The organism is Burkholderia sp. Ac-20349, from assembly GCF_017104865.1.
In the GTDB taxonomy this organism is placed as follows: domain Bacteria; phylum Pseudomonadota; class Gammaproteobacteria; order Burkholderiales; family Burkholderiaceae; genus Burkholderia; species Burkholderia aenigmatica.
Genome location: NZ_JAAGPM010000196.1, coordinates 1 through 11231, shown reverse-complemented (window position 1 = coordinate 11231; position 11231 = coordinate 1). Strand labels below are relative to the sequence as shown.

Here is an 11231-nt window from a genome sequence, read left to right as displayed (position 1 = left end):
GGTGCCCGCGCCGATGGCGCGCCGGCTCGTCGACCGCGAGTTCAACCTGTCTTATACGACCGAGCTGCCGTCCGACAACCGGATCGTCGAAGGCGACTGGTTCGGCACCGCGGCCACGCCGCAGATTTCGATCGAGGCCGGCCTCGCGAAGACCTTGAACGTGAAGCCGGGCGACGTGCTGCGCTTCGACGTGACGGGGCTCACGGTCGACGCGCCGATCACGAGCGTGCGCAAGCTCGACTGGGGCTCGTTCCGCGTCAATTTCTTCGTGCTGATGCCGCCGCCGGCGCTGAAGGATTTCCCGGCCGTGTACCTGACGAGCTTCCATTTGCCGGCCTCGGACGCCGCGCTGCTCGATCCGCTGATCGCGCGCTACCCGAACCTGACCGCGATCGACGTCGCGCCGATCCTCGCGCAGTTGCAGCGGATGATGCTGCAGGTGGTCGGTGCGGTGCAGTTCCTGTTCGTGTTCACGCTCGCGGCCGGCGTGCTCGTGCTGTACACCGCGCTTGCCGGCACGCGCGACGAGCGTGTGCGCGAGGCGGCGCTGCTGCGTGCGCTCGGCGCGTCGCGCGCGCAGGTCAACGCGGTGCAGCGCGCGGAATTCGTCGTGGTCGGCGCGCTGGCCGGCGCGCTGGCGTCGGCGGGCGCGATCGCGGTCGGCTGGGTGCTCGCGTCGCGCGTGTTCGACTTCCAGCTGGCCGTCGATCCGTGGCTCGTGCCGGCCGGTATCGCGGCCGGCGTCGCGTGCGCCGGTGCGGCCGGCTGGCTGAGCCTGCATAATGTGTTGCGGCGCCCCGCGCTGCAGTCGCTGCGCGATGCCTGAGCATTGCCGGCGGCCTTGAATATCCCGTTTCCGACTATCCGTATGACCGATGTGAATGACGATGCGCCGTCGCAGCCGACGGCGTTCGAGCTCGTGGGCGGCGAAGCCCGCGTGCGCGAAATGGTGGACCGCTTTTACGACCTGATGGACCTCGAGCCCGAGTTCGCGCAGATTCGCGCGCTGCACCCGGCGTCGCTCGACGGTTCGCGCGACAAGCTGTTCTGGTTCCTGTGCGGCTGGATGGGTGGCCCCGACCACTACATCAGCCGGTTCGGCCACCCGCGGCTGCGCGCGCGGCACCTGCCGTTCCCGATCGCGTCGGTCGAGCGCGACCAGTGGCTGCGCTGCATGGCGTGGGCGATGGACGACATCGGTCTGCCCGAGCCGCTGCGCGAGCGGCTCATGCACTCGTTCTACGACACGGCCGACTGGATGCGCAACCGGCCCGGTTGATCGACCGGTACGCCGCCGTTCGCGTGCGGGACGATCTGCGTCTGGGCGCGCGCGCCGCGCGGCGCGACACTGGCCCCTTTCCCCAATCGATACGAGGCTCGCCCGATGACGACACAAGCGCTGTTTCGCGAAGACGCGTACCTCATGCAATGCGACGCAGTCGTTCTGGCCGTCGGCGACGACGGCATCCGGCTCGACCGCACCGTGTTCTATCCGCTCGGCGGTGGCCAGGCCGGCGACACCGGCACGCTGACGCTGCCCGACGGCGGCACGATCGCGATTGCCGATACGCGCAAGGCGAAGTTCGACGGCGCGACGCCCGACGACGCCGTGCACGTGCCTGCATCGGGGCAGGAGGCGCGCGTCGCGGCGCTCGTGCCCGGCACCCGCGTGGTCGCGGAGATCGACTGGCTGCGCCGCTACCGCCACATGCGCCTGCATACGGCCGCGCACCTGATGTGCGCGGTGCTGCCGTACGCGGTGGACGGCTGCAGCGTGACGGCCGACTACGTGCGGCTCGATTTCGCGACGTCCGACGCGATCGACCGCGACGATGTCGAGCGACGCCTCGCCGGCTTGGTGGTCGGCGCGCACCCGGTCACGACCGAATGGATCACCGACGACGAGATGGCCGAGCGGCCGGAGCTCGTGCGCACGATGAGCGTGAAGCCGCCGATGGGCCTCGGCCGCGTGCGGCTGCTGCGCATCGAGCAGGTCGACCTGCAGCCGTGCGGCGGCACGCATGTGCGCAACACGTCCGAAATCGGCGCGCTGCGGGTTGCGAAACTGGAAAAGAAGAGCGCGCGCACCCGGCGCCTCGTACTGGAGTTTGCATGACGATTGACACCACCCAAGCGGGCGCGGCGACGCTCGATCCGCAAGCGCGGGAGATTCTGGATTTCTGGTTCGGCGAGCCGGGCTCGGCCGAATTCGGGCAGGCCCGCAAGGTCTGGTTCAACGGCGGCGCGGCGTTCGACGACGTGCTGCGCACGCGCTACGGCGCCTTGCTCGACGCCGCGTGCGACGGCGCATGCGATCGCTGGGCGGGCTCGCCGTCGGGGGCGCTTGCGTTGATCGTCGTGCTCGACCAGTTCTCGCGCAACATCCATCGCGGCACGCCTCGCGCGTTTGCCGCCGATCCGAAGGCGCTCGCGCTCGCGCGCCGCATGGTTGCGGCCGGCTGGGACGCACAATTGCCGAGCGGACATCACCGCGCGTTTGCGTATCTGCCGTTCGAGCACGACGAATCGGTCGACAGCCAGCGCGAGGCCGTGCGCCTGTGCGCGGGCATTCGCGACGAGGCAGGGTGCGAGAGCTATCACCGCTTCGCGTTGCTGCACGCGGCCGTCGTCGAGCGCTTCGGCCGTTTTCCGCACCGGAACGTGATTCTGGGTCGTGCGTCGAGCGACGAGGAGACGGCGTTTCTTTGCGAGCCCGGTTCCTCGTTCTGACGATCCGGGCCGGCGGCGTGACGCGGGGGAGGCAGCGAACCCGCGGATTCACGGGTGCCTTGGAAACCGGCCCGCGGAAGGCGTGCACCGCGTTCAGGCAGCTGTGCTCAAGCTTCGCCAGGTATCCGGGCCAGCACGAGACGGCGCGTTGCGCCGTCGTGCTTCACTGCAGGTGCTGTTCGGGCGTGCGCACGTAGACGCGCAGCAGTTCCGCGGAGTCGCCCGGGCGGGCGCCGGACCAGAACGGTTTCCACTCGCTGCCGGGCGCCGGACCGATGGTCTGCTTGCCCTGGACGATCATCCACGTGCAGCGGGCAGCCTGCGCATCGTCGATCGGCGTGTGCTGGATCCCGGAGAAGTAGTACAGCATCGGCGCTTCCGACTCGCCGAGACCGACGCTTGCCATGCAGTCGCCGTCGTTCCATTCGAGCGCGAGATGCGCGTTCAGGTCGTCGAACACCGAGCGGTAGCTCTTCGCGACGTCAAGCCACGGCAGCAGCAGCGTATAGATGAGCCCCCACGCGACGAGCGCGCCGGCCCCCCACGACAGCGCGCCGCGCCACAGGCCGGTCGTGCGCAGCTTTGGCAGCAGCGTCAACCAGCCGACCGTCAGCACGAGCGCACCGATCACGAGCGGGGGTTCGATCGGCATCGTCCAGTCGAGCGGCAGCCAGCGGCCGAGCGGTGCGAGATAGGCGTGCGATGCAGCCGGATCGGCCATCACCGCCCAGATCGCCCAGGCGAGCACGACGACCGTGCCGAACAGGGCGCGGCTCAGGTAATCCCATGCGAGATGCAGCCGGCGCGGCAGGCGTTCGATCGCCTGCGCGGCGACCAGCGCGAGCGGCGCGAAGAACGGCAGGATGTAGAGCTGGCGCGACGTCGCGGACACTTGCAGCACCGCGAGCCCGACGCTGGCGAACAGCACCGGCAGCGCAATCGCCGGCGTGCGCCAGTCGCGCCACGCCCCGCGTGCGAGCGCGACGATCGCGAGCGGCGCGACCGGGAAGCCGACGCTCAGGAACGAGCGGACGATGAAGAGCGGCTTGTCGTTTTCCGCGCCGAGCTCGGGTACCGAGAAGCCGAAGAACCGGCCGACATTGTTGTCCCAGAACCACGTCATGAACAGCGTCTCGGAGCGCAGGAACAGTGCGGTCGGCCAGACCAGCGCGAACGGTGCGAATACGAGCGCGGCAACGCCGAGCGCGCGGGCGAACGAGCGGGTGCGGCAGGCCGGGTAGATCACGAGTGCGGCCGTGAGCGTGGCTCCGAATACGAGCGGCACGAACAGACCCTTCGCCATGAAGGCGATGCCGACGCCTGCGCCGAAGAGCGGCGCGGCCCAGCGGCCTGACGGCCGGACCGGCAACCCGTGCCGCATCTGCTGCGCGCGCGCGACATGCTGTATCACGAGTTCGAGCAGCCCGCAGAAGCCGATTGCGGTACCGGCGAACAGCGCGGTGTCGGTCATCATGTCGTGCACGTGCTTGATGACGACGAGCGTGCCCGCGCTCAACACGGCGGGGCCGATCACGCGCAGGTCGAACCAGGAGTCCGCGCGGCTGGCGACGCGCGCCGCGCGCGCGATGAAGCCGAATGCGAGGGCGGCGAACAGTGCGCTCGCGAGTCGCGCCGCGTCGTGCAGCGGCATCACGCGCTGCAGCAGCCAGGCGAGGCTGGTCGCGACCCACGCGTAAATCGGCGGCTTTTCCATGAACGGCAGGCCGGCATTGGTCGGCACGACGAAGTCGCCGGTCTCGAGCATGTGCTGGATGATGCCGAACGTGTAGGTTTCGTCCTGCTTCCACGGATCGTGACCGAGCACGCCCGGCAGCGTATACGCGCAGATCAGGGCGGCGACGAGCAGCCACGCGCGCCAGCCGAACAGGAGCGAACGCTCGTGCGTGGCGCTGGTTGCAGCGGTCGAGGCGGCGATCGGCGTGCCGGCGGCGTCGAGCGTTGCAGTGTGATCGGCGTCGGCGGGCGAGCGGGTGTGCGGGGCCGGAGCGGGCACGGACGTGCGTCGCCGGCTGGGCGCTGCGGTTCCAGGCATGGAAGGAATCTCGGGTCGAGTCGAGCCGGTCCGGCGACATGGGCTGGACCGATTAGGGCCACATCAAGGGGTAACGGACAGGTGTTGATGACACCTGTCTGAATGTCCGCTAGTAGACCACGGAATTGTTACGGTGGTTTACCGATCGTGTCACGGAATTGTGGAGATTTGTGGTGTCGTGACGACGGATCGTTTCGGGCGGCGGCTTTTGATGCCCCGCCGTGCGGAATTACCGGCCGCCGCCGACGTCGAGCAGAGCGCCCGTCGTGTAAGACGCCGCGTCGCCAAGCAGCCAGACGATCGCTTCGGCGATCTCCTGTGCTTCGCCCGCGCGGCCGAGCGGCGTGCTTGCGCCGAGGCGGGCCGCACGGCCCGGCTGGCCGCCGCTCGCGTGGATTTCGGTCTCGATCAGGCCGGGACGTACCGCGTTGACGCGCACGCCGTGCGGGCCGAGTTCCTTCGCCAGACCGATCGTCAGCGAGTCGACCGCGCCTTTCGACCCCGCATAGTCGACGTATTCGTTCGGCGAGCCGAGCCGGGAGGCGATCGACGATACGTTGACGATCGCGCCCCCGCGGCCGCCACGGTCGGTGGACAGCCGGCGCGCGGCTTCGCGTGCGCACAGGTACGCGCCGAGCACGTTGGTGTCGAACATCCGCCGCAGCCGGTCGGCCGGCATGTCGGCGAGCGGCATCGACGGCGCGACGATGCCCGCGTTGTTGACGAGCGCGTCGAAGCGTCCGAATGCGGACGTGACGGTGTCGAACATCGCGACGACGTCGGCTTCGTTCGCGACGTCGCCCGCGACGACGCATGCACGGCCGCCCGCGTCGCGGACGGACTGCGCGGTGAGCTCGGCCGCCGCGGCGTCGCGCGCGTAGTTGATGCCGACGTCCCAACCGCGCTCGGCAGCGAGCACGGCGGTCGCGCGGCCGATGCCACGGCTTGCGCCGGTGATGAGGACGGCCTTGCGCTCGGACGGTGCGGTCATCGTGTGCGGGTTCCGGTGACGGTTACTTGGCTGCGTCAGGTGCCCACTTGTCGCGGGCGGGCGGCTGGTAGCGACGCAGTCGCTCGATCAGCTCGACGGGTTCCGATTCGACGCACAGTGCGTCGAAGTAGGCCGGACGCATGAAGCCCTCGTCGACCGTATGGCGCAGCAGCGCGATCAGCGGATCGTAGAACGAATCGATGTTGTAGAGCGCGACGGGCTTGCGGTGATAGCCGAGCTGCGCCCACGTGTAGACCTCGAAGAGCTCCTCGAGCGTGCCGGCGCCGCCAGGCATCGCGACGAACGCGTCGGAAAGGTCGGCCATCATTTTCTTGCGGTGATGCATGTCGGGCACGACGTGCAGTTCGGACAGCCCCGTATGGCCGACTTCCTTGTCGACGAGCAGTTCGGGGATCACGCCGACCGCACGGCCGCCGGCTGCCATCACTTCGTCCGCGATCACGCCCATCAGGCCGACCCGGCCGCCGCCGTAGACGAGCGTGAGGCCCGCGTCGACGAGCGCGCGGCCGAAGGCACGCGCGGCGTCGGCATAGACGGGCCGCACGCCGGACGACGAGCCGCAGTAAACGCAGACTGCCTTCATTGCTTGGAATCCTTGGCGGGGGTGTGTCCGCCGGCGGCGCGAGGCGAACCGTCGCGCGGCGGCAGGTAGTCGGTGAACTGGCGCTTCGGCAGCTTGCCGGAGACCAGGTCGTCGAACAGCTGGCGCGACCGGCCGCGCAGGTACGGCGCCATCACGGAGATCACGTGCATGCTGACCTGGTGCAGTTCCTCGCGGATCGCGTCCTGGTCGTTGTACTTGCGCGGATGCATCACGTACTGATACGACAGCCAGTACGTCGAAATGACGGCCATGTTGGTGGCGATGACCTCGATCTCGGTGGGCGTCGCGACCATCTCGGCGTCGGACACGAGCAGCTCGCACATGTCGTGCGCGAAGCGCACCTTGTGGCTGATGATCTGCTTGAAATGTGTCTCGAGCGTGCGGTTGCGGGCGAGCAGGTCGTTGAGGTCGCGATACAGGAACCGGTAGGTCCACATGAAATCGGCCATGTACTGCAGGTACGACCAGGTTTCGTCGATGGTCGGACGATGATCTTCGGGAAAGCGCAGCCGCCGTTCGATCTGCTGCTCGAACTGCGCGAAGATGCTGTTGATGATGTCGTCCTTGTTGCGGAAATGGTAGTACAGGTTGCCTGGACTGATTTCCATTTCCTCGGCGATCGTCGTGGTCGTGACGTTCGGCTCGCCGATCTCGTTGAAGAGTTTCAACGACAACTCGAGAATCCGTTCGCGGGTGCGGCGGGGAGGTTTCGCTTCCATGTCGTCCGGCCCTGTGTGTGCCGGACTGGCGGGCGCTGCAATCGATGCTGCGTGATTCGTCCGGCGCGGGTTGCTGTTCTATGTCTAGCGGACGATTATAAACCGGGGTTTCGCCACATCGGGGCATTTCGTATTCATCGCCCCCGCGCGGCGCATGGTGCAGCGCCGCACACGGGCGGTGCGCCGGGTGCCCGCAGGGCAGCCGTCTAGAAGCCGAGCCAGCGTGCGACGACCGGGCCGAGCACGAAGCCCCACGTCGTCACGCACGCGAACAGCGCGACCGTCACGGCGGCGCTGCCGAGGTCCTTCGCGCGCTTGGAGAGTTCGTGGCGCTCGAGCGAGATGCGATCGATCGCGGCCTCGACGCTCGAGTTCAGCAGCTCGACGATCAGCACCAGCAGCACCGACGCGATCAGCAGCGCGCGCGAGGCGGCCGGCACCGGCGCGAATGCGCCGATCGGGAGCATCAGCGCGGCGAGCGTGAGTTCCTGGCGAAACGCGCTCTCCTCGCGGATCGCGACGCGAAAGCCGTTCAGCGAATGCTTGAGGGCGTACCAGGCGCGCGTGATGCCGCGGTGGCGCTTGTACGGGTTCGGCGGCAGCGGCGTCAGTTGATCGTCGGGGCCGAGCGGTTCGTGCGCGTGCACGTCCGCTTCGGCGTGCGGCTCGTCCTCGTCGAACGGGCGGTGCCGTTGCGGCGTGGCGTCGGGGGGCGGGGTCTTGTCGTTCAGGTCTCGTTTCAAACGGCGGCACCTTCGGCTGGCGAGTACGCGGTCTTCGGCAGCGGCTTCAGATGCGACGCGAACTGTTCGGATGCCGCGCGCCAGGAGAAGCGTTCGGCCCACGCGCGCGCAGTCGTGCGTTCGATCTTCAGCGCCTCGAGACAGGCTTCCTGCAGGTCCTCGTGCATCGCGCCGGCATCGCTTTCGCCGAGCACGTCGATCGGCCCCGTCACGGGATAGGCGGCCACCGGCGTGCCGCAGGCGAGCGCCTCGAGCAGCACGAGGCCGAACGTGTCGGTGCGACTCGGGAACACGAACACGTCGGCCGCAGCATACACCTTCGCGAGCTCGGCCTGTGACAGCACGCCGAGATAGTTCGCTTCCGGATAGCGCGACTTCAGTTCCGCGAGCGCGGGGCCTTCGCCCGCGACCCACTTCGAGCCGGGCAGGTCGAGGCGCAGGAACGCCTCGACGTTCTTTTCGATCGCGACGCGGCCCACGTACAGGAAGATCGGCCGCGCGGTATTGAGTACCTTCGACTCCATCGGCCGGAACACGTCGAGATCGACGCCGCGGGTCCACAGCACGACGTTCGTGAAGCCGAATTTCTCGAGGTCCTGCTTGACGACCGGCGTCGGCGCCATCACCGCGAGCGACGGGCCGTGGAACCAGTGCAGGAAGCGGTAGGTCGCGGCGAGCGGGATGCCGAAGCGCGCCTGCACGTATTCCGGAAAGCGCGTGTGGTACGCGGTCGTGTACGGCAGCTTGCGCGCGCGCGCATAGCGTCGCGCGGCGAGGCCGAGCGGGCCTTCGGTCGCGATGTGCAGCGCGTCGGGTGCGAATGCATCGATCCGCGCGCGCAGCTTGCGGTACGGCAGGATCGACAGGCGGATCTCGGGGTAGGTCGGGCAGGGCACCGTGCGGAATTCCAGCGGCGTCAGCATTTCGACGCGGTGGCCGAGCGCGGTGAGTTCGCGCGACGTGCTCTTCAGCGTGCGCACGACGCCGTTGACCTGCGGTTCCCACGCGTCGGTGACGATCATGATCTTCATCGCGGCTTTGTCCTGTAAGTAGGGGTGTGTCAGGCAGTGGCCTTGGCCTTGCGCGACGTGGTCTCCGACGGTGCGGCGCGCATCACCGTCCAGTAGACGATCTTCAGTTCGCCTTCCATCGTTTCGACGAGCGCGGACAGGCTTTCGACCCAGTCGCCGTCGTTGCAGTACAGCACGCCGTCGATGTCGCGGATCTCCGCCTTGTGGATGTGGCCGCACACGACGCCGTCGCAGCCGCGGCGACGCGCCTCGTCGGTCATCACCGTCTCGAACTGCGAGATGAAGTTGACGGCGTTCTTGACCTGGTGCTTCAGGTACTGCGACAGCGACCAGTACTGGAAGCCGAGCCGGCTGCGGATCCGGTTGAACCAGCGGTTCAGCACGAGGATCAGCGTGTAGAGCGTGTCGCCGAGGTACGCGAGCCATTTCGCGTGCTGGATCACGCCGTCGAACAGGTCGCCGTGCACGATCCACAAACGTTTGCCGGCGAGCGTCGTGTGGAATGCCTCGCCGCGCACCTGGATGTCGCCGAACGCGAGGTCGCAGAACTGCCGCGCCCCTTCGTCGTGGTTGCCGGGGATGTAGACGACCTGCGTCCCCTTGCGCGCCTTGCGCAGGATCTTCTGCACGACGTCGTTGTGCGCCTGCGGCCAGTACCAGCCCTTCTTCAGCTGCCAGCCGTCGATGATGTCGCCGACGAGGTACAGGTACTCCGAATCGTTGTGGCGCAGGAAGTCGAGCAGGTACGGCGCCTGGCAGCCGCTCGAGCCGAGGTGGATGTCGGACAGCCAGATGGTGCGGTAGCGATGGGTGGACGAATCGGGGTCCTCATGCTGCGTGGCGTGCCCGGCAGGCGGGTCTTGCGACACCAGCCCGTCGGTTGCGGCAGAACCGGACAGAAAAGCGGTGGCGGCGCGGGCGCCGATGGGGTGACGGAACAGGGAGGTCGCGGACGTTTTCTGGCCCATGCATGACTCGCGCCGGTTGACATTACCGGCATTCCGCCATGCGGGCGTGACTGTGCCGTGACAGTCACGAGACGTTCTTATTACGACCGCTGTAGGGTGTTTAGCAGTGAATGACGGGACGTTGCGTAACCTGCCGTACGGAACGTCCGATCGTTGTCCGGCAAGGCTGTCGGGGCGGGTGGGCGCTGCCCCGGCGAGGTGTTTTCGTCTGGCGAATGCGGCGCGTCAGCGTGGTATCGCGACGACGCGCGTGCGTGCGATCCGGTCGTGCGGAAACTGCCGGCCGGCATGCAGCCGGGCGGCGCCGGCCCACGCGACGATCCACGCCGCGGTGAGCGCGAGCGTGACGGGCACCGACAGGCCGAGGAGCGGATGCAGCGCGAGCGGCGGCAGGAACCACAGCCAGCCGAGCGCATAGCGGACGAGCGCGTGGCCCGCGCGCAGCGGCCGGCCGCTCGACGATTCGAGCCGCAGCCGCCAGGTCTTCATCGGCAGCGTCTGGCCGCCGTGCGTCCAGAACCAGACGAAGTACGCGCCGACCACGAGCGCGATCCAGGCGGCGAGCAGGTTGTGATGGACGAGGCCGTTGCGTTGCTGCGTCGCGAGGCTGAACGCGAGCCCGGCGAAGAACACCACGCCGAACAGCAGCACGCCTTCGTAGAGCAGCGCGGCGAGGCGTCGCCGCACGGTCGGCGCGGCGGCCGGGGTTTCGGGGGCGCGGGCGTTCGCCACGGGCGCTCAGGAGCCCTTGAACAGCGAGGGGGCGTCGGCGGGCGACACCGGCGCCACGGCAGCCGGTGCGGATGCGGTGCCGGCCGTCGACGACGCGGGCACCGGCGGCGCGACGGCGGCCGAGACGGGCGCCGGTGCGGTGGCTGCGCCGCTTGCCGCGTGTTCGTGCGAATTGACGAGGCGGCGGACGTCACGGTCGGCGACGGTCGGCGGTGCGCTGACGACGCTCGGTCGGCGGCGGCGCTCGGCGGCCGCGAGACGTTGCTTCTGCTCTTCGGGGAGTTGCTGGTACGCCTTCCACGCACGCTCGCGCGCCTGAGCGGAAAGCTCCTTCGCGCTCTGGTAGTTTTCGCGCGCGACGCGGCGCTGCTCGGGCGTCATCCGCGCCCATTCGGTCATCCGGTCCTGCAGGCGTTTTTGATCATCGGGCGTCAACTTCGCGAAACGCGATGCGATCTTGAGCCATTTGCGCTTGCGGGCGTCGCTGAAGCCGTCCCACTGGTCGGCGAACGGCGCGCCAAGCGGGTATTGATGCGATGGCGTCGTATAGATCAGCCGCGGCGGCCGGGTGCGCCACTGTTCGTCGGTGGGCGCCATCCCTTCGTGGTCGACCTCGATCGGCACGAGCGCCAGGCCGGT

General features: G+C 68.5%; 13 protein-coding genes. 4 read left to right on the top strand and 9 right to left on the bottom strand.

The window, feature by feature from the left end; all coding sequences use genetic code 11:
• The 4 genes from G3N61_RS35580 to G3N61_RS35565 form a co-directional block, all read left to right on the top strand.
• Positions 1-826: FtsX-like permease family protein (locus G3N61_RS35580; protein ID WP_205824699.1), on the top strand; the 826-nt coding region annotated here is incomplete at its 5' end.
• 42 nt (positions 827-868) lie between these two features.
• On the top strand, positions 869-1279 hold the full coding sequence (locus G3N61_RS35575) for a group II truncated hemoglobin (RefSeq protein ID WP_174961653.1): 411 nt from the start codon (positions 869-871) through the stop codon (positions 1277-1279).
• Between the two features lie 105 nt (positions 1280-1384).
• Positions 1385-2116 (top strand): alanyl-tRNA editing protein, encoded by a 732-nt coding sequence (locus G3N61_RS35570; protein WP_205824698.1) that lies wholly within the window; start codon positions 1385-1387, stop codon positions 2114-2116.
• The gene (locus G3N61_RS35565; protein WP_205824697.1) at positions 2113-2730 is read left to right on the top strand and encodes a DUF924 family protein; all 618 of its coding nucleotides are present in this window, start codon (positions 2113-2115) and stop codon (positions 2728-2730) included. The genes G3N61_RS35570 and G3N61_RS35565 overlap by 4 nt, the downstream gene beginning before the upstream one ends.
• Positions 2731-2893: 163 nt before the next feature.
• Here the strand turns inward: G3N61_RS35565 and G3N61_RS35560 are convergent, their stop codons facing one another.
• From G3N61_RS35560 to G3N61_RS35520, 9 genes are all read right to left on the bottom strand, one after another.
• Complete coding sequence (locus G3N61_RS35560) at positions 2894-4783, bottom strand: glycosyl transferase (RefSeq protein WP_205824696.1); 1890 nt, start codon at positions 4781-4783, stop codon at positions 2894-2896.
• Positions 4784-5012: 229 nt separating this feature from the next.
• Positions 5013-5774 carry an SDR family oxidoreductase gene (locus tag G3N61_RS35555; protein ID WP_043188889.1) on the bottom strand — a complete coding sequence of 254 codons (762 nt, stop codon included), beginning with the start codon at positions 5772-5774 and terminating at the stop codon, positions 5013-5015.
• A 22-nt stretch (positions 5775-5796) separates the two neighbouring features.
• Positions 5797-6378, bottom strand: a complete 582-nt coding sequence (locus G3N61_RS35550) for a TIGR00730 family Rossman fold protein (protein ID WP_043188888.1) — start codon at positions 6376-6378, stop codon at positions 5797-5799.
• On the bottom strand, positions 6375-7118 hold the full coding sequence (locus tag G3N61_RS35545; RefSeq protein WP_043188886.1) for a TetR/AcrR family transcriptional regulator: 744 nt from the start codon (positions 7116-7118) through the stop codon (positions 6375-6377). The genes G3N61_RS35550 and G3N61_RS35545 overlap by 4 nt, the downstream gene beginning before the upstream one ends.
• A 206-nt stretch (positions 7119-7324) precedes the next feature.
• Positions 7325-7861 carry a diacylglycerol kinase gene (locus G3N61_RS35540; RefSeq protein ID WP_043188884.1) on the bottom strand — a complete coding sequence of 179 codons (537 nt, stop codon included), beginning with the start codon at positions 7859-7861 and terminating at the stop codon, positions 7325-7327.
• Positions 7858-8892, bottom strand: a complete 1035-nt coding sequence (locus G3N61_RS35535; protein ID WP_043188882.1) for a glycosyltransferase family 1 protein — start codon at positions 8890-8892, stop codon at positions 7858-7860. The genes G3N61_RS35540 and G3N61_RS35535 overlap by 4 nt, the downstream gene beginning before the upstream one ends.
• A gap of 29 nt (positions 8893-8921) precedes the next feature.
• Positions 8922-9860, bottom strand: a complete 939-nt coding sequence (locus tag G3N61_RS35530) for a UDP-2,3-diacylglucosamine diphosphatase (protein WP_043188880.1) — start codon at positions 9858-9860, stop codon at positions 8922-8924.
• Positions 9861-10085: 225 nt separating this feature from the next.
• The gene (locus tag G3N61_RS35525) at positions 10086-10592 is read right to left on the bottom strand and encodes an RDD family protein (RefSeq protein WP_205824695.1); all 507 of its coding nucleotides are present in this window, start codon (positions 10590-10592) and stop codon (positions 10086-10088) included.
• Between the two features lie 6 nt (positions 10593-10598).
• Positions 10599-11231, bottom strand: a 633-nt coding sequence (locus G3N61_RS35520; RefSeq protein WP_241018056.1) for a DUF3106 domain-containing protein, incomplete at its 5' end; no start/stop codon positions are given.

Excerpts from the sequence above, each read along its gene's own strand:
- G3N61_RS35575 (WP_174961653.1), top strand. The coding sequence starts at position 869 with ATGACCGATGTGAATGACGATGCGCCGTCGCAGCCGACGGCGTTCGAG.
- G3N61_RS35570 (WP_205824698.1), top strand. The coding sequence starts at position 1,385 with ATGACGACACAAGCGCTGTTTCGCGAAGACGCGTACCTCATGCAATGC.
- G3N61_RS35565 (WP_205824697.1), top strand. The coding sequence starts at position 2,113 with ATGACGATTGACACCACCCAAGCGGGCGCGGCGACGCTCGATCCGCAA.
- G3N61_RS35560 (WP_205824696.1), bottom strand. The coding sequence starts at position 4,783 with ATGCCTGGAACCGCAGCGCCCAGCCGGCGACGCACGTCCGTGCCCGCT.
- G3N61_RS35555 (WP_043188889.1), bottom strand. The coding sequence starts at position 5,774 with ATGACCGCACCGTCCGAGCGCAAGGCCGTCCTCATCACCGGCGCAAGC.
- G3N61_RS35550 (WP_043188888.1), bottom strand. The coding sequence starts at position 6,378 with ATGAAGGCAGTCTGCGTTTACTGCGGCTCGTCGTCCGGCGTGCGGCCC.
- G3N61_RS35545 (WP_043188886.1), bottom strand. The coding sequence starts at position 7,118 with ATGGAAGCGAAACCTCCCCGCCGCACCCGCGAACGGATTCTCGAGTTG.
- G3N61_RS35535 (WP_043188882.1), bottom strand. The coding sequence starts at position 8,892 with ATGAAGATCATGATCGTCACCGACGCGTGGGAACCGCAGGTCAACGGC.
- G3N61_RS35530 (WP_043188880.1), bottom strand. The coding sequence starts at position 9,860 with ATGGGCCAGAAAACGTCCGCGACCTCCCTGTTCCGTCACCCCATCGGC.